Source organism: Clostridium sp. BJN0013, assembly GCF_040939125.1.
Classification (GTDB): domain Bacteria; phylum Bacillota; class Clostridia; order Clostridiales; family Clostridiaceae; genus Clostridium_B.
This window is the reverse complement of record NZ_CP162495.1, coordinates 2,821,508-2,837,772: the sequence shown is the minus strand read 5'-3', so window position 1 is coordinate 2,837,772 and position 16,265 is coordinate 2,821,508. Positions and strand designations below refer to the sequence as shown.

The following is a 16,265-nucleotide window of genomic DNA, read 5'->3' as shown; positions in this document are numbered from 1 at the left end:
AAATGAAGATAAATTACAATGTTACCGGTCCAAAACGAAAAGCACTGGTAGGAGCTATCAGCCTGGAGCTAAATGCTCCGACAACATACCTCGGCGCGCCCACCTTTGCATATGAGGTAGGTGGCTACCACATCGACAAGAATGGAATGCTTGAGGGTGAGGACAATCACGGCTTGGTTGCTGACCTACAGGGACTGCATGACTTCAAAGCAATTACAGAAGAATATGATACTCCAATCCCGGAAGTCGAGCCTATCCCAGAGGATGTTCAAATTCCTTATGAAGCGGCTCTTGGGGATGAGGTCAGCCCTTACTGCGATTATGAGGAGCCACCAGCATATGCAGAATCTGAGCAAAGTGATGGGGTTAAAACTAACCGATTGACCATCGAACTGCCAAAGACAGATTTTAACGATGTGGCTCTCGAAAACCTCAAGCGATTGGTAGAAAGCAAAGCGTCTTTAATAAAAAAGGCTATAGGAACTGATTGCATCCCTATAATGACAACCGAAGAAACTATCAGTTTCCCTTGGTTTCAAGGAGAGCTTACTTCGGATGAGGTCAAAGCCTACACTCATTTTGTATCAGCACTATGTGAGACGGCAAAAACTCAGCAGAGAGTCAATGCTACCGAAAAGCAAGTAGAAAATGAAAAGTACGCTTTTCGCTGTTTCCTAATCCGTCTCGGTTTCGTTGGTTCAGAATACAAAGCAGACCGCGAAATCCTGCTAAAGAACCTATCCGGCAACAGTGCCTTTAAAAATGGTGCTCCGACTAAAGCTGAGGAGGTAATGGCTGATGAATAACTTTCCTTCAAGAGAAACTGTGGAACGCATCCGCAAGCAATATCCGGTGGGATGCCGAGTAGAACTTGTTCGCATGGACGATATCCAAGCACCTCCCATCGGAACAAAAGGTATTGTCATCGGAGTAGATGACACAGGTAGTATTATGGTTCGCTGGGAGAATGGCTCTTCTCTAAATGTGGTTTACGGAGAGGATTTGTGCAGGAGAATCGAAAAGTAATATGTACACTTTTCGCTTGAAAAAGCAGAGTAAGATTGTGTAAAAAATGATTGTTTTTATCGAATAATTGTCTTGCTATTTACCCCTTTTAGAGTGATATATGTACATACCGAAAGGGACAAATACACTTTAAAAGGAGCAAGAATCAATGCTAAACAAGAATTTTGGAATTGAAATTGAGTTCACAGGAATAACAAGAAACGAAGCTACCAAGGTCGCAGCCGAATATCTAAACGGTACAGTCACTAACACAAGCGACTATTACGATACCAAGAAGATTACTAGTGCTGACGGGCGGGTTTGGAAGATTATGAGCGACGGCAGCATTTCTTGCCAGAAGAGACAAGGACGGCAGAAGGTTGCAGCAACAAGAGAATATAGCGTAGAGCTGGTAAGTCCCATCCTGACCTACCAAGAGGATATTGAAACATTGCAGGAATTGGTACGCAGGCTACGCAAGGCAGGAGCTTTCACCAACAACTCCTGCGGAATACACATCCACTTGGACGGAGCAGACCACACAGCAAGGAGTATACGAAACTTTGTAAACATCATCGCAAGCAAGAACGACCTTTTTTACAAGGCATTGCAAATAGAACCTTCACGAATGGGTTACTGCAAAAAGATGGATGAGATTCTTGTTGAAAAAATCAACCGCAAGAAACCAAAAACACTGGCGCAGATTGAGAGACTTTGGTATGAGGGTTACAGCGAAAGCACAACCAGGCATTACCATTCAAGCCGATACCATTTTCTTAACCTGCATAGCTTTTTCAACGGAAACCATACAATCGAACTCAGAGGATTTAACAGCGAACTTCATGCAGGTAAGATAAGAAGCTACATTGTTCTCTCCCTCGCACTAAACCGCCAGGCACTGACACAAAAGTGTGCCTCGGCAAAGAAACCGCAGGTTGAGAATGAAAAGTTCGCAATGCGGACCTACCTCAACCGCATCGGTTTTATTGGCGAGGAATTCGCAAACTGCCGTGAACACTTGACTACCCACTTGGAAGGCTCGGCAGCGTGGCGATTTCGGGCAGCCTGACCGGTTGCCCCGTAAAAATAAGGAGGACAAAGATTATGAATAAAACATTTTATCTTGCCTATGGCTCAAACCTTAACCTTGAGCAAATGGCGCACCGTTGCCCCACAGCAAAGCCGATTGGGCCGGTTGTTTTAAAGGACTACCAGTTATTGTTTCGAGGCGGACACGGCGGCTCTGTGGCAACTGTGGAGCCTTTTAAGAGCAAGACGGTGCCATGTCTTTTGTGGGAGATTACCCCGGCAGACGAAGCGGCACTTGACCGCTACGAGGGTTTCCCGTTCCTTTACCGAAAGGAAATGGTCAAAGTGAGACTTGGGAAAAAGAACGTGGAAACTATGGTGTATATCATGAACGATGGCAGACCGCTTGGCACTCCCAGTTGCTATTATTACAGCGTCATCCTAGAGGGTTACAAGAGTGCAGATTTCGATATCGGTATTCTAAAGCAGGCTGTAGAGGATTCAAAGGAGGTTGAAAATGGATAAGAAGATAAAGGAACAGATACTTGCCATCCGCGATACAGGTGAAACGAATATGTTTGATGTGCGGAAAGTGCAGGAAATTGCTCTGCGAGAAGGATATGACGAGTTGCTTGCTTACATTTTGGATAACACCAGTGCCTATGCCCAATTCATTCTGACCGGAGAAGAGGAATAAATAACTAAATACCAACCAGAGAACAGTGCCCAAAAAGGCTCTGTTTCTCGTACAAATAGATTTGAAGGCTTGCATGATGCAGGTCTATTTTTATGTGCAAAGGAGGCGGCGGATATACGAAAACTCAAGAAATACACACCAACAATATTTAAAGCGGCTGATTCTGTCTACGATAAGTCCACCGCTGATTATGCCGTAGCCTTTATTGAGGCTCTCTCCCATACCAAAGGTACATGGGCGGGTAAGCCATTTGAACTTATCGACTGGCAAGAGCGGATTATCCGTGATGTGTTTGGAATTTTAAAGCCGAACGGTTATCGGCAGTTCAATACTGCTTATGTGGAAATACCGAAAAAGATGGGAAAAAGTGAGCTTGCGGCGGCTGTTGCCCTGTTGCTCACATGCGGAGACAACGAGGAACGTGCCGAGGTTTACGGCTGTGCTGCTGACCGAAACCAGGCATCCATTGTTTTTAACGTTGCAGCGGATATGGTGCGGATGTGTCCTGCTTTAGCAAAACGAGTGAAAATCCTTGACTCAACAAAGCGACTCATCTATCAACCTACGGGCAGTATTTATCAAGTGCTGTCAGCCGATGTCAGCAACAAGCACGGATTTAATACCCACGGAGTGGTGTTTGACGAACTTCACACCCAACCGAACAGAAAGCTCTTCGATGTTATGACTAAAGGTAGCGGTGATGCCAGAATGCAGCCGCTGTATTTCCTTATAACCACTGCCGGGGACAATCAGAACAGTATCTGCTGGGAGGTACATCAGAAGGCTTTGGATATCATAGATGGAAGAAAAAATGATCCTACCTTTTATCCTGTAATATATGGTGCTGCTTTAGAGGATGACTGGACTGATCCAAAGGTGTGGAAGAAAGCGAATCCCTCGCTGGGAATCACGGTCAGCATGGATAAAGTTAAAGCGGCCTTTGAGTCAGCAAGACAGAATCCTGCCGAAGAGAACAGTTTTAGGCAACTTAGGCTCAATCAATGGGTCAAACAGGCAGTGCGGTGGATGCCTATGGAAAAATGGGATGCCTGTGCATTTGTCGTTAACCCAGAATCACTGCATGGGCGAGTTTGCTACGGAGGTCTTGACCTATCGAGCAGTACGGATATCACGGCTTTCGTGCTGGTCTTTCCCCCATTGGATGAGGATGATAAATACTCTGTTATGCCATTCTTTTGGATACCGGAGGACAACATCGATTTGCGGGTTCGACGTGACCATGTAAATTATGATGTATGGGAAAAGCAAGGGTTTCTTAAAACCACGGAAGGCAATGTGGTGCATTACGGTTTCATTGAGGCTTTTATTGAAGAACTTGGAACAAAATATAACATTAGAGAAATAGCCTTCGACCGGTGGGGTGCTGTTCAAATGACGCAGAATCTTGAAAACCTCGGCTTTACGGTTGTTCCGTTCGGTCAAGGCTTTAAAGATATGTCTCCACCGACCAAAGAACTGATGAAACTGACCTTAGAACAAAAGCTTGCCCATGGTGGACATCCGATTCTTCGCTGGATGATGGATAATATCTATATACGAACTGATCCTGCCGGAAACATAAAGGCAGACAAAGAAAAGTCCACTGAGAAGATTGATGGTGCAGTTGCCACGATTATGGCACTCGACCGTGCAATTCGCTGTGGCGGAGGGACCGGTTCTTCTGTTTATGATGAACGTGGTCTGCTTATTTTTTAGCAAAGGAGAGTGATGTCAATGGGAATATTACAAGGAATATTTAAGGCTCGTGACAAGCCGAAGGATAGTCTGAGTGGAAGCCGTTACAGTTTCTTTTTCGGAGGAACTACTGCCGGAAAACCTGTCAATGAACATACGGCAATGCAAATGACGGCGGTCTATTCATGCGTGAGAATACTGGCCGAAACATTAGCTGGACTTCCGCTTCATGTCTACAAATACAACGATAGCGGTGGAAAAGAAAAATATCTACAACATCCGTTATATAGATTGCTCCACGATGAGCCAAACCCTGAGATGACTTCCTTCACGTTCCGAGAAACGCTGATGAGTCATCTTTTATTATGGGGTAATGCTTACGCACAGATTATAAGGAACGCACGTGGTGAGGTTATTGCTCTCTATCCCCTTATGCCAAATAAAATGACAGTCGACCGAGATAAAAACGGACGGCTTTTTTATTTGTATCAGCGAAGCATAGAGGACGCGCCCACCCTTGGCAAGGACAGTCTGGTCTATCTCGACCCATCTGATGTGCTTCATATCCCCGGCTTGGGTTTTGATGGATTAGTGGGATATTCACCGATTGCTATGGCCAAAAATGCCATTGGACTTGCGATGGCTACGGAAGAATACGGTGCGAAGTTCTTTGCTAATGGAGCGGCACCCGGTGGTGTGCTGGAGCATCCGGGAACAATCAAGGACCCACAAAAGGTAAAAGACAGCTGGAACGCTGCTTATCAAGGTTCAACTAACTCCCACAGGGTGGCAGTGTTGGAGGAAGGTATGAAATATCAGCAGATAGGTATACCTCCCGAGCAAGCGCAGTTTCTGGAGACACGAAAATTCCAGATTAATGAAATCGCCCGTATTTTTAGAATACCACCTCATATGCTGGCTGACCTTGAGAAAAGTAGCTTTTCGAATATTGAGCAGCAGTCACTAGAATTTGTCAAATACACTCTTGATCCTTGGGTAGTGCGCTGGGAGCAAAATATGTTTCGTTCTCTTCTCATGGAAAGTGAAAAAAATACTGTCTTCATCAAATTTAACGTGGACGGTTTACTTCGAGGTGACTATGTAAGCCGTATGAGTGGCTACGCAACAGCCAGACAAAATGGATGGATGAGTGCAAATGACATACGTGAGTTGGAGAACCTTGATCGAATACCTGTTGAACTCGGTGGTGATCTCTACCTCATTAATGGAGCTATGACCAAATTAAAGGACGCTGGTGCGTTTGCAAATACAAAAAGATTGGAGGAAACCCAATGAAGAAATTTTGGAACTGGGTAAAGGATGAGAAATCTGGCACCCGAACGTTATACCTCGACGGCGTGATTGCCGAGGAATCATGGTTTGATGATGATGTCACCCCTAAGGCTTTTAAATCAGATTTATTTGCCGGTGAGGGTGACATTGTTATTTGGCTGAATTCACCAGGTGGTGATTGCATTGCAGCAAGCCAGATTTACACCATGCTTATGGACTATAAAGGCAAAGTGACCATCAAGATTGACGGAATTGCTGCATCTGCCGCCTCTGTAATTGCTATGGCTGGAACAACTGTGTTTATGGCACCTACTGCACTGATGATGGTCCATAACCCCTTGACCGTAGCAATCGGTGACAGCGAAGAGATGCAAAAAGCCATCGCTATGCTCTCGGAGGTAAAGGAAAGCATCATCAATGCCTATGAAATCAAGACCGGCTTATCAAGGACTAAGCTTTCTCACCTCATGGATGCGGAAACCTGGCTGAATGCTAATAAGGCAATAGAACTCGGCTTTGCAGATGACATTTTGGAGGATGAGAAAAAGCGCATTCAGCAAGATGACTTCACCTATGCTTTCAGCCGTAGGGCTGTCACAAATTCGTTACTTGATAAGGTATGTCCCAAGAAAACCCCTGTCAAAAAAGGTATATCCGCTGATTCACTGGAGAAGCGGCTCAACAACATCATTCATTAATAGGAGGAAAAGATTATGAACAAGATTTTAGAACTGCGCGAGAAACGCGCCAAAGCATGGGACGCTACCAAAGCGTTCTTAGATACCAAGCGTGGCACAGATGGTTTGATTTCTGCTGAGGATGAGGCAACTTACAACAAAATGGAAGCTGATGTTATTGCTCTTGGTAAGGAAATCGACCGTTTGGAAAAACAGGCCATATTGGATGCGGAACTTAATGCTCCTATGGCTAATCCCTTAACAGGTAAGCCTGCCACTCCCCAACTGGAAGGCAAAACCGGAAGAGCAACTGACGAATACAGGAAAGCATTCTGGAATGCTATGCGTACACGTGCCGGTGAGGGTCTTGATCCCACCGTAAAAAATGCTCTTAAGATTGGCACAGACTCAGAAGGTGGATACTTAGTCCCTGACGAGTTTGAGAGAACTCTTGTCGAGGCATTGGAGGATGAGAATCTCTTCCGTAGGCTGGCTAAAGTCATCACAACCGCTTCCGGCGATAGAAAAATTCCGGTGGTTGCATCCAAGGGAACAGCATCATGGATTGATGAGGAAGGTACAATCCCTGAAAGTGACGATAGCTTTGGTCAAGTATCTATTGGAGCCTATAAGCTAGGTACGATGATTAAGGTTTCTGAGGAACTTCTAAACGATAGTGTATTTGAACTTGAACCCTATATTTCAAGGGAATTTGCAAGACGTATCGGTAACAAGGAAGAGGAAGCTTTCTTCACAGGTGACGGTTCCGGTAAACCAACAGGTATTCTTGCAGCCACAGGAGGAGCACAACTCGGTGTAACTACTGCGGGTGCTACAGCTATCACCCTCGATGAAGTGCTTGACCTGTTCTATTCATTAAAAGCACCTTATCGTAATAAGTCTGTATTCATCATGAACGACTCAACAGTAAAGGCAATTCGTAAGCTGAAAGACGGTCAAGGTCAGTACCTATGGCAGCCATCTATACAGGCAGGAACTCCGGATACCATTCTTAACCGTCCGCTTTTCACATCTTCTTACGTGCCTGCTATTGAAGCAGGAGCGAAGACAATCGCATTCGGTGATTTCAGCTATTACTGGGTAGCCGACCGTCAAGGCCGTGTATTTAAGAGACTAAATGAACTCTTTGCCGTTACCGGCCAGGTAGGCTTTGTTGCTACTCAGCGTGTAGACGGAAAACTAATTCTGCCTGAAGCCATTAAGGTACTTCAGCAGAAAGCATAACGGAGGTGCATTATGAGCTACAACACAAAGAATTACACCGAACAGGGCGGCGATAAAACCGTCATTGGTGGAACGTTAGAGATTAAACAGGAGGCCTCGGTAACGGGGCTTCCTATTTCAGAGAATCAAGCAGATAGCACTGCTACCGATGTAGCAGGTCTGGTCACAGATTTCAATGCTCTGCTTGCTAAGCTAAAAGCGGCTGGTTTGATGGCGGCAGACGAATAATCACTGGAAGGAGGCAGTCAGTATGACAACGGATAATCTTCTGCCTAAAGTAAAAGCAAACTTAATTATGTCGCATGATGCAGACGACGGCCTTCTGTTACATTACATCAAAGCGGCTGTCTCCTATGCGGAGAGTTACCAACATGTCGCTGAAGGCTATTACACGGAAAACCCAATGCCACCTACTACTGAACAGGCAATAATCATGCTGGCGAGCCATTTCTATGAAAGCAGAGATGGCTCAACGGCTGGTTTCTTTGCCGATAGTGTGCAAGCAGGTCAGCAGGTATGGAACACGATAAACCTACTTCTACGGCTTGACCGGGATTGGAAGGTGTGAGATGAGTTTTGGGAAAATGAACACTTTCATCGATATCATCAGCACAGTACCTGTCAAGGATGCGGAAGGTTTCGCTAAAAAAGGTGATAACATACTCGCAAGCTTAAGAGCCTATAAGGAAGATAGACACGGCAGTGAACGATGGACAAATATGGCTTCATTTTCCACTGCAACATCACTGTTTCGGTTTAGGAAAATCTCCGGACTTAAGGTTACAACCGAAATGGTCATAGTATGCGAAGATGGAAGATACCAGATTTTAAGTGTTGAGGATGTAAGAGGCCGTGGAATGTATATTGAGGTTTTGGCAGAAAAGCTGGAATCGACTGTGAGGTGATGGGTATGGCAAAAGTTAATGTAAAGATGCCGGAGGAATTTCTTTTAAAGGTATCCCGGTTAGCTGACCGGACGGATGTCATTCTTCCAAAGGTTTTAGAAGCCGGTGGTGAGGTGGTACTGGATAAAGTCAAAGGAAATCTGAGAGATGTAGTTGGTAAGGATACGAAATACCCATCAAGGAGTACCGGTGAGCTTATATCTTCATTAGGACTATCAGATGCAAAGCAGGATAGAGACGGTAACTTCAATGTAAAAGTCGGCTTCGCGGAGCCAAGGTCTGATGGAGAGAGTAATGCAAAAATTGCAAGCATTATTGAATATGGAAAGCACGGTCAGCCTGCAAAACCTTTCTTGAAACCAGCGAGAACTGCATCCAGGAAATCTTGTACTAATGCAATGATAGCCAAGCTGGAGGAGGAGATCAGTAAGATATGAAAGTTTTAGAAGAACTGAATACCCTCATAACCGCTATATCGCTCCCTGTGGAAACCGGAGTTTTTTCCGATTTGGCACCGGATGAGTATGCCGTGATAACCCCACTTTCAGATATCTTTGAAGTCCATGCAGATAATCGCCCCAGCTTTGATGTACAAGAGGCACGGATATCGCTGTTCTCAAAGAATAATTACTTAGAGCGGAAAAGACAGATCACAACGGCATTATTAAATGCTGATTTCACAGTGACTGAGCGTCGGTATATCGGTCATGAGGATGATACAGGATATCACCATTATGCCATCGACGTGGCAAAAAATTATAGATTGGAGGAATAACATATGGCAACTATCGGTCTTGATAGACTGTACTATTCAAAGATAACCGAAGATTCCAACGGTGAAGAAACCTACGCTGTACCTTCGGTGCTTGCTAAGGCCATCACCGCTGAACTTTCGGTGGAACTGGTTGAAGCAATTTTATATGCGGATGACGGTGCTGCAGAAGTTGTAAAAGATTTTAACAGCGGTACTCTTACCCTCGGCGTGGATGACATTGGACCCACAGTCGCTGCGGATTTAACCGGTGCATCAACCGATGACAATGGTGTGCTGATCTCTGCCAGTGAGAATGTGGGTACACCCGTTGCTGTGGGCTTCAGAGCGCAAAAGGCAAACGGAACATATCGCTATTTTTGGCTCTATCGTGTGAAGTTCGGCTTACCTGCGACCAACCTGCAGACAAAGGCGGATTCTATCACCTTCTCTACACCAACCATCGAAGGAACGGTTATGCGCCGTAACAAACTGGATGGCATGGGCAAACACCCATGGAAAGCAGAGGTCACTGAAGGTGACGCAGGTGTTTCATCGACCACCATCACCGGTTGGTTTACTGAAGTTTATGAGCCGGTATATACACCGGAACCATAGGAGGAAAACAGATGGATAATGAGAGAAGCGCCACTATCAACATAGGCGGCAAGGATTATGAACTGGTTCTGACCACACGTGCGACGAAAGGCATTGCCGGTCGGTATGGGGGTCTTGAAAATCTCGGAGAAAAGCTGATGAAATCCGAGAACTTCGAGATGGCACTGGATGAGATTGTTTGGCTTATTACGTTGCTGGCAAATCAATCCATTTTGATTCGCAACCTTAAGAATAAGAATGCTCCGGAGGAACTCCTTACCGAGGAAGAGGTAGAACTTCTCACTTCACCTCTTGACTTGGCAGCATATAAAAACGCAATCACCGAAGCGATGTTTAAAGGTACAAAGCGCGATGTTGAAAGCGAGGAAGAAACTCCAAAAAACGTGGAAGTCGGGTAACGGACGCTGAAGTCTTTACCCGGCTTCTTTATTATGGAACAGTTCAGATGGGCATGGACGAAGAGGAATTCTGGCTTATGCCTATCGGACTGTTTTTTGATTTATGGACCTGCCACAAACAATGGCACGGCATTGAAAAGCCGAAGAAAACCCGGACAATTGACGATATTATCCCACCGGGTATTTAGGCGGAGGTGAAGGCATGGCAGACAATTTCGGTTTAAAGATAGGTGTCGAGGGCGAGCGTGAATTTAAGAAGGCTCTCTCCGAAATAAATCAATCATTTAAGGTGCTGGGCAGTGAAATGACCCTTGTTACCAGCCAGTTTGATAAAAACGATAAATCCATACAGTCAGTCACCGCTCGGAATGCGGTTCTGAATAAAGAAATTGATGCACAGAAAGAGAAGATTTCCACACTCAAGGCTGCTCTTGATAATGCCTCCTCCTCTTTCGGCGAAAATGACCGCCGTACCCAAAACTGGCAGATTCAGCTGAACAAGGCACAAGCTGAGCTGAACGGTATGGAGCGTGAACTTGAAGAGTCCACAATCGAAGCGGATAATCTCGGCGATGAATTGGACGATTCCGGCAAAAGTGCAGAAGATGCCGGTGGCAGGTTTGAGAAACTCGGTGGTGTGCTTAAGGGCATTGGTGTGGCGATGGGTGCAGTTGCCGTTGCTGCCGGAGCAGCCGCTATTAAGTTAGGCAAAGAGGTTGTTCAGCAATTTGGAGAGCTGGAACAAAACCTTGGTGGCTCTGAAGCTGTATTCGGTGCATACGCTGCATCAATTCAGAAAACTGGTGAGGAAGCCTATAGGAACCTCGGTGTCTCCCAAAGTGAGTACCTCGCCACTGCCAATAAAATGGGTGCATTGTTCCAAGGCTCTGGTATACAACAACAGAAAAGTCTTGAACTAACTGAAAAGGCCATGCAACGTGCTGCGGACATGGCATCTGTTATGGGTATTGATATGTCCTCTGCGATGGAAGCAGTCACAGGTGCGGCGAAAGGCAACTTCACCATGATGGATAACCTTGGAGTTGCCATGAATGCAACTAATATCCAAGCCTATGCCCTCGCAAAGGGTCTGGATTTTACTTGGAATACCGCAACACAAGCGGAAAAAGCCGAAATCGCCATGCAGATGTTTTTTGAGAATACGGAGCAATATGCCGGCAACTTCGCCCGTGAATCAACGCAAACAATTACTGGTTCCATTGGATTGTTACAAGCCGCACTTGGCTCTTTTACGGCAGGACTGGGCAATGCCAATGCCGACATGACAAATTTGACTGAGAATCTTGTTGATGCTTTCAAGGCAGTGGTGGAAAACATTGTACCAGTGCTTGAAAATATCGTGGCGGCTTTACCTACAGCGACAGGGGCAATTTTATCGGCAGTTGCCGACCTGCTTCCAATGCTCCTTGAATTAGTCACAAGCATTTTCACGCAAGTATTAGAAACGATTTTAAACCTCTTACCGGAACTGATTCCAGCGGCAGTTAGTGCTTTAATGACGATTGTGGGTGCTTTGATTGATAATCTTCCACTGCTCATAAATGCGGCAATAGAACTGGTCACTGCTCTTGTGGAGGGTATTGGCATAGCTTTACCGCAGCTCATCCCAGCAGCGATTTCGGCGGTTACGAAGATTGTTCAAGGCTTGATTGAGAACCTGCCAATGCTGCTGGATGCGGCTTTGCAGTTGATTATAGGATTAGCACAGGGCTTAGTTGACGCAATACCTCAGCTTGTTTCTGCCTTGCCTGCCATCATCGAAGCCGTGGTGGATTTTCTGATTGAATCCATCCCGGAGATTATCGATGCGGGCATTCAGCTATTGACTTCGTTGGTTACAGCGTTACCGACAATTATTACGGCAGTTGTGGAAGCAATACCGCAAATCATCGACAGTATAATCAGTGCAGTCATTGGGTCGATTCCTTTGATTATTGATGCAGGTATCCGGCTTTTGATATCGCTAATTCAGGCGCTCCCACAGATTATTACTACTGTAGTAGGTGCGATTCCGAAGATTGTTTCTTCACTGGTCAATGCCATTATTGGGAACATCGATAAGATTGTTTTGGCCGGTGTTCAGCTGTTTGTGTCATTGATTGCAAACCTGCCAAGGATAATCGTAGAGGTTGTTAAAGCAGTTCCGCAGATCATCTCGGGACTGGTCAGAGCCTTCACTGGTTATATCGGTCAAATGGCACAAGTGGGTGGCAATTTGATTAAAGGTTTGTGGAATGGTATTTCAGACGCAGGTGCTTGGTTATGGAATAAAATCTCTGGGTTTTTCGGTAATGTGGTATCGAAGATTAAAAACTTCTTCGGTATCAAATCCCCCTCAGCTTTGTTTGCCGGAATTGGCCACAACATGGGTGAAGGCATCGGTGTGGGCTTCGAGGATGCAATGGCAGCAGTTTCAAGGGATATGCAAAATGCAGTACCTACAAACTTTGATTTGAATTACAAAGGATTATCCGGGCAAGGCAGCACTAACGGCACAAGCATCACGCAAAATCTTTCTGTGGTGACACCAAAGGCTCTATCAGAAAAAGAACTGGCACGGGAATTTAAGAATCTGTCCCGTAAATTGGCACTTGAATTATAAAGGAGGACGGCCAATGGAATTAACTTATATAAATGCAGATGGCAAAAGTATCACGCTTAAACAAAGCCGTCCGTACTTTCTTACCAAGATAGATGGCACTGGCAACATACGTCAGACCGTCAACACTTTCAAGGCACCGGATCAAGACGGTGCTTTTTATATTTCGTCCACACTGGATATGCGAAACATAACAATTGAAGGAACGGTTGTTGCTGATAATCCTAGTGATGCCTATGAACGAAGGCAGAGGTTTCTTCAAATATTCAGCCCTAAGCTACTGGGGACTCTTCAATATAGGGAACGGAAAATCTCATGTGTTGTTGAGGAAGCAGGATTTAGTGTTTCTACTCGGCAAAGAATACCGAATTTCTTTGTAAGCCTGCTTTGTCCCTCCCCTTTCTTCGAGACATTGGATGAGGTAAGAGAGGAACTGGCATCTTGGATACCTTTACTTGAATTTGAACTGGAGATACCAATGAGCGGTATGGAGTTTGGAATGCGCCAGCCAAGTCAAATCATTACGGTGGAAAACATCGGTGATGTGTCCTGTGGATGTGAAATTGTGTTCCGAGCTCTGGGTACTGTTACAAACCCCGAACTTTTAAAGATTGACACCGGTGAATACATTCGGCTACTCACTACAATGAATGCCGGAGATGAACTTCGTGTTTATACCCATTTTTCGGGTAAGCGTGTAGTCAGCATCAATGGAACGGTGGTAACAAATGCATTCTCCTTGCTGGACACCGATTCAGTGTTCTTTCAGCTTTCCGCAGGCCTTAACACACTGCGCTACGATGCTTCAGTTAATATGGAACTGTTAGAAGTCAGTATTTATTTTCGTCCGCAGTTTCTGGGGGTGTAAAGATGGAACTGTTTATCTACAATTCAAACCGAGAGCTTGTGGGCATTGTGGAATCTTTTGAATACCTGCGTTGGACACGGCGTTACTCCCAGTGTGGTTCCTTTGAGTTAAAAGCCATAGCAACACAGGAGAATACTGCACTCTTAAAAGAAGGAAATATCATTTGGAAGAACGATGATGAGGAAGCCGGTATTATTGAGCATCTGGAATTGTCTCAAACCGAGCAGGAAATCATCACTGCAAGCGGTCGCTTTGCTACATCATTTCTTACCCGACGTATTCTATGGCAGACGGAAAAGCTATCCGGTGACATTTCAATTTGTGTGGAGCAACTGATTAATAATAATCTTATCAATCCTTCTGATGTAGCAAGGAAAATTAATGGGATATCATTCTCGTCTCCAAACTTGGGCATACCCGTTAGTACCCAGATATCTTATCGGAATCTGATGGATGTGGTGACAGAATTATGTGAGGCTTCAGAAGTTGGCATCAAGACTGTGTTCACTCCTGCAACAGGAATTTTTACCGTAAAGCTTTATATGGGTTCAGAGTCACAAGCAGTGTTCTCCAAAGAGTACGAGAACCTAACTGAACAAATTTATACTATAAGTGCCGCTGACTATGCAAACACTGCTCTTGTCGGAGGCGAAGGTGAAGGTGCAGACCGGACATTTGTAGCCATTGCAAGTGGCTCCGGAGAGGCACGACATGAAATTTTTGTTGATGCAAAGGATCTGCGTGCTGATGATTTCGGAGCAGATTATATTGATACACTGATTTTTCGTGGTCAGAGCAAACTGAATGACCAGGCAATTCGTTATACCTTCGACACTTCGGTTAATCCTCACGGAAATCTGACATACAAGCTAGACTTCGACCTTGGGCAGACTGTCAAAGTCATTTCCAAGGCCTGGGGAGTATCGATGACAACACGCATTACCGAGATTGAAGAAACCTATGATGCTGACGGTCAAAGCATTAGCGTGGTCTTTGGAAAGGCTGAGCTAACAATAGCGCAGAGAATTCGCTCGGACATGAGCCAAGTTAAAACAGCAATTTCTGCTCCGACTGGTATTTCTGAAGTGACGGAAGCGCTGGGCATTGTGGAAGAAGCACTGGGTGATGTGGAGGGAACATTAGGTGAAGTGGAAGGGTCGCTTAGTACTGTAGAGGAAACCTTAGGGGATTTGATGGTAGTAAACCCTAAAATTAAGGGTGATAATTTTGCGGATACCATTAACAACCTGTTTGGAAAGATCCCCGCACTTGAAATTAACGTAGGTGCAGGTACTGTATCGGTCGGTCAATATGCTCTACATAATATGGTACCCGGAGACGCCTTTTACTTTACTTCGTACAACGGTAACAAATTCAGCGATCAGCCAAGTGATGACGGCCATGTCTTTCTGGTAAAGCACAACGGAGACAACACGGGAAACGGCTATCAGCGTGCAATGGGTTTCTTTGTATCCCGTAATACCATGACATTTTATGTGATTTCAGTTTTCGTGTTCAATAACCCGGCTGGTCAGGCTAACTGGCTCAACATCAATAATGAATCAATAACTACGGCAAGGATTGCAAACGGTGCTGTGACTACCGCAAAAATGGCTCAGGAAGCTAATACCTCACTCACCTATTCGCTCGGAAGTGGTGTAACCATAGGTTCAAATATGTCATTTGTAAATAAGGGAGTTGTTTCAATCGGAATGCAGATTAACGTGGGTGCTTCGGGAGTCGCTTCCGGCGGCACGATTCTATCAATGACAAATGTGAACTTTTACCCTTACTCGACGGTACGAGCTGTGGCAACTGCGGTGGGTGGCAGTGGTACCAGTATGCCGATTACAATTAACACAAGCGGTGTGGTGGCGAACGCTGCTGGTTCCACACTGCCTACGGGTTTTTATATGATATCTTGCTCTTATGCGAGAGCTTAAAGGGAGGAGAGCAATATGGAGAAAAGCGGATTTTTCAACTCATCAGATGGAGATAGAGTCTATGATGCAACGGACTTCGCCGAATATTTCGGAAGTCTTGTATCTAACGGAGTTTTTTATGCTACACCAACAAACCTGCAGGTTTTTCCTGCAATTGGATTAGCCGTGAGTGTTGCAGCAGGCAGTGCATGGATTAATGGATATAGATATGAAAACACGGATGCTCTGAACATGCCACTTACTACTGCAAACGGAAGCAATCCTCGTATTGACCGGATTGTTATTCGATTAAACCAAATCAACCGAAGCATTAAGATTGCAGTTGTTGACGGAATCCCGGCTACTACACCTGTGGCACCAGAATTGACAAGAACCAGCGATATCTATGAACTTGGAATCGCTGATGTGCTTGTACCGACGGCCGCTACATCAATAGTTACAAATAACATTACAGATACCCGTCTAAATACTGACCTTTGCGGTTTGGTAAATTCGCTGGTTTCGGCGGTCTATGAGTGAGG

20 protein-coding genes are annotated in these 16,265 nt (G+C 45.2%); all 20 read left to right on the top strand.

The window, feature by feature from the left end:
* Positions 1 to 2: 2 nt before the first annotated feature.
* A complete protein-coding gene (locus tag AB3K27_RS14585) occupies positions 3 to 806 on the top strand; it encodes a virulence protein (RefSeq protein WP_368488128.1) in 804 nt (267 codons plus the stop codon).
* On the top strand, positions 799 to 1,026 hold the full coding sequence (locus AB3K27_RS14580) for a DUF4314 domain-containing protein (protein ID WP_368488127.1): 228 nt from the start codon (positions 799 to 801) through the stop codon (positions 1,024 to 1,026). Before AB3K27_RS14585 ends, AB3K27_RS14580 begins: the two co-directional genes overlap by 8 nt.
* 148 nt (positions 1,027 to 1,174) lie before the next feature.
* Positions 1,175 to 2,074, top strand: a complete 900-nt coding sequence (locus tag AB3K27_RS14575) for an amidoligase family protein (protein WP_368488126.1) — start codon at positions 1,175 to 1,177, stop codon at positions 2,072 to 2,074.
* 35 nt (positions 2,075 to 2,109) lie between these two features.
* Positions 2,110 to 2,559: a gamma-glutamylcyclotransferase family protein gene (locus AB3K27_RS14570; RefSeq protein ID WP_368488125.1), complete on the top strand. Its 450-nt coding sequence runs from the start codon at positions 2,110 to 2,112 to the stop codon at positions 2,557 to 2,559.
* Positions 2,552 to 2,731, top strand: coding sequence for a DUF5049 domain-containing protein (locus AB3K27_RS14565; protein WP_368488124.1), 180 nt, complete (start codon positions 2,552 to 2,554; stop codon positions 2,729 to 2,731). Before AB3K27_RS14570 ends, AB3K27_RS14565 begins: the two co-directional genes overlap by 8 nt.
* A 114-nt stretch (positions 2,732 to 2,845) precedes the next feature.
* Positions 2,846 to 4,447 carry a terminase large subunit gene (locus AB3K27_RS14560; protein WP_368491247.1) on the top strand — a complete coding sequence of 534 codons (1,602 nt, stop codon included), beginning with the start codon at positions 2,846 to 2,848 and terminating at the stop codon, positions 4,445 to 4,447.
* Between the two features lie 18 nt (positions 4,448 to 4,465).
* Positions 4,466 to 5,722, top strand: coding sequence for a phage portal protein (locus AB3K27_RS14555; RefSeq protein ID WP_368488123.1), 1,257 nt, complete (start codon positions 4,466 to 4,468; stop codon positions 5,720 to 5,722).
* A complete protein-coding gene (locus AB3K27_RS14550; RefSeq protein WP_368488122.1) occupies positions 5,719 to 6,417 on the top strand; it encodes a head maturation protease, ClpP-related in 699 nt (232 codons plus the stop codon). Before AB3K27_RS14555 ends, AB3K27_RS14550 begins: the two co-directional genes overlap by 4 nt.
* A 15-nt stretch (positions 6,418 to 6,432) precedes the next feature.
* A complete protein-coding gene (locus AB3K27_RS14545; protein WP_368488121.1) occupies positions 6,433 to 7,641 on the top strand; it encodes a phage major capsid protein in 1,209 nt (402 codons plus the stop codon).
* A gap of 12 nt (positions 7,642 to 7,653) precedes the next feature.
* Positions 7,654 to 7,869 carry a head fiber protein gene (locus AB3K27_RS14540; RefSeq protein ID WP_368488120.1) on the top strand — a complete coding sequence of 72 codons (216 nt, stop codon included), beginning with the start codon at positions 7,654 to 7,656 and terminating at the stop codon, positions 7,867 to 7,869.
* A gap of 22 nt (positions 7,870 to 7,891) precedes the next feature.
* Positions 7,892 to 8,209 (top strand): head-tail connector protein, encoded by a 318-nt coding sequence (locus AB3K27_RS14535; RefSeq protein WP_368488119.1) that lies wholly within the window; start codon positions 7,892 to 7,894, stop codon positions 8,207 to 8,209.
* A gap of 1 nt (position 8,210) precedes the next feature.
* The gene (locus tag AB3K27_RS14530; protein ID WP_368488118.1) at positions 8,211 to 8,546 is read left to right on the top strand and encodes a head-tail adaptor protein; all 336 of its coding nucleotides are present in this window, start codon (positions 8,211 to 8,213) and stop codon (positions 8,544 to 8,546) included.
* 5 nt (positions 8,547 to 8,551) lie between these two features.
* Positions 8,552 to 8,983, top strand: coding sequence for an HK97 gp10 family phage protein (locus AB3K27_RS14525; protein ID WP_368488117.1), 432 nt, complete (start codon positions 8,552 to 8,554; stop codon positions 8,981 to 8,983).
* Positions 8,980 to 9,321: a hypothetical protein gene (locus tag AB3K27_RS14520; protein ID WP_368488116.1), complete on the top strand. Its 342-nt coding sequence runs from the start codon at positions 8,980 to 8,982 to the stop codon at positions 9,319 to 9,321. The genes AB3K27_RS14525 and AB3K27_RS14520 overlap by 4 nt, the downstream gene beginning before the upstream one ends.
* 3 nt (positions 9,322 to 9,324) lie before the next feature.
* The gene (locus tag AB3K27_RS14515; RefSeq protein WP_035193308.1) at positions 9,325 to 9,915 is read left to right on the top strand and encodes a major tail protein; all 591 of its coding nucleotides are present in this window, start codon (positions 9,325 to 9,327) and stop codon (positions 9,913 to 9,915) included.
* A gap of 11 nt (positions 9,916 to 9,926) precedes the next feature.
* Entirely contained in the window at positions 9,927 to 10,313 is a 387-nt protein-coding gene (locus tag AB3K27_RS14510) for a hypothetical protein (protein ID WP_368488115.1), read from the top strand.
* 202 nt (positions 10,314 to 10,515) lie between these two features.
* The gene (locus tag AB3K27_RS14505) at positions 10,516 to 12,936 is read left to right on the top strand and encodes a phage tail protein (RefSeq protein ID WP_368488114.1); all 2,421 of its coding nucleotides are present in this window, start codon (positions 10,516 to 10,518) and stop codon (positions 12,934 to 12,936) included.
* Positions 12,937 to 12,949: 13 nt separating this feature from the next.
* Positions 12,950 to 13,801: a phage tail family protein gene (locus AB3K27_RS14500; RefSeq protein ID WP_368488113.1), complete on the top strand. Its 852-nt coding sequence runs from the start codon at positions 12,950 to 12,952 to the stop codon at positions 13,799 to 13,801.
* Between the two features lie 2 nt (positions 13,802 to 13,803).
* A complete protein-coding gene (locus tag AB3K27_RS14495; RefSeq protein ID WP_368488112.1) occupies positions 13,804 to 15,744 on the top strand; it encodes a siphovirus ReqiPepy6 Gp37-like family protein in 1,941 nt (646 codons plus the stop codon).
* A gap of 15 nt (positions 15,745 to 15,759) precedes the next feature.
* A complete protein-coding gene (locus tag AB3K27_RS14490) occupies positions 15,760 to 16,263 on the top strand; it encodes a hypothetical protein (protein WP_368488111.1) in 504 nt (167 codons plus the stop codon).
* Positions 16,264 to 16,265: the final 2 nt, after the last annotated feature.

Bases quoted from the DNA above. Each gene is read 5' to 3' on its own strand.
- AB3K27_RS14585 (WP_368488128.1), top strand. From the start codon at position 3: ATGAAGATAAATTACAATGTTACCGGTCCAAAACGAAAAGCACTGGTA.
- AB3K27_RS14580 (WP_368488127.1), top strand. From the start codon at position 799: ATGAATAACTTTCCTTCAAGAGAAACTGTGGAACGCATCCGCAAGCAA.
- AB3K27_RS14575 (WP_368488126.1), top strand. From the start codon at position 1,175: ATGCTAAACAAGAATTTTGGAATTGAAATTGAGTTCACAGGAATAACA.
- AB3K27_RS14570 (WP_368488125.1), top strand. From the start codon at position 2,110: ATGAATAAAACATTTTATCTTGCCTATGGCTCAAACCTTAACCTTGAG.
- AB3K27_RS14565 (WP_368488124.1), top strand. From the start codon at position 2,552: ATGGATAAGAAGATAAAGGAACAGATACTTGCCATCCGCGATACAGGT.
- AB3K27_RS14555 (WP_368488123.1), top strand. From the start codon at position 4,466: ATGGGAATATTACAAGGAATATTTAAGGCTCGTGACAAGCCGAAGGAT.
- AB3K27_RS14550 (WP_368488122.1), top strand. From the start codon at position 5,719: ATGAAGAAATTTTGGAACTGGGTAAAGGATGAGAAATCTGGCACCCGA.
- AB3K27_RS14545 (WP_368488121.1), top strand. From the start codon at position 6,433: ATGAACAAGATTTTAGAACTGCGCGAGAAACGCGCCAAAGCATGGGAC.
- AB3K27_RS14540 (WP_368488120.1), top strand. From the start codon at position 7,654: ATGAGCTACAACACAAAGAATTACACCGAACAGGGCGGCGATAAAACC.
- AB3K27_RS14535 (WP_368488119.1), top strand. From the start codon at position 7,892: ATGACAACGGATAATCTTCTGCCTAAAGTAAAAGCAAACTTAATTATG.
- AB3K27_RS14530 (WP_368488118.1), top strand. From the start codon at position 8,211: ATGAGTTTTGGGAAAATGAACACTTTCATCGATATCATCAGCACAGTA.
- AB3K27_RS14525 (WP_368488117.1), top strand. From the start codon at position 8,552: ATGGCAAAAGTTAATGTAAAGATGCCGGAGGAATTTCTTTTAAAGGTA.
- AB3K27_RS14520 (WP_368488116.1), top strand. From the start codon at position 8,980: ATGAAAGTTTTAGAAGAACTGAATACCCTCATAACCGCTATATCGCTC.
- AB3K27_RS14515 (WP_035193308.1), top strand. From the start codon at position 9,325: ATGGCAACTATCGGTCTTGATAGACTGTACTATTCAAAGATAACCGAA.
- AB3K27_RS14510 (WP_368488115.1), top strand. From the start codon at position 9,927: ATGGATAATGAGAGAAGCGCCACTATCAACATAGGCGGCAAGGATTAT.
- AB3K27_RS14505 (WP_368488114.1), top strand. From the start codon at position 10,516: ATGGCAGACAATTTCGGTTTAAAGATAGGTGTCGAGGGCGAGCGTGAA.
- AB3K27_RS14500 (WP_368488113.1), top strand. From the start codon at position 12,950: ATGGAATTAACTTATATAAATGCAGATGGCAAAAGTATCACGCTTAAA.
- AB3K27_RS14495 (WP_368488112.1), top strand. From the start codon at position 13,804: ATGGAACTGTTTATCTACAATTCAAACCGAGAGCTTGTGGGCATTGTG.
- AB3K27_RS14490 (WP_368488111.1), top strand. From the start codon at position 15,760: ATGGAGAAAAGCGGATTTTTCAACTCATCAGATGGAGATAGAGTCTAT.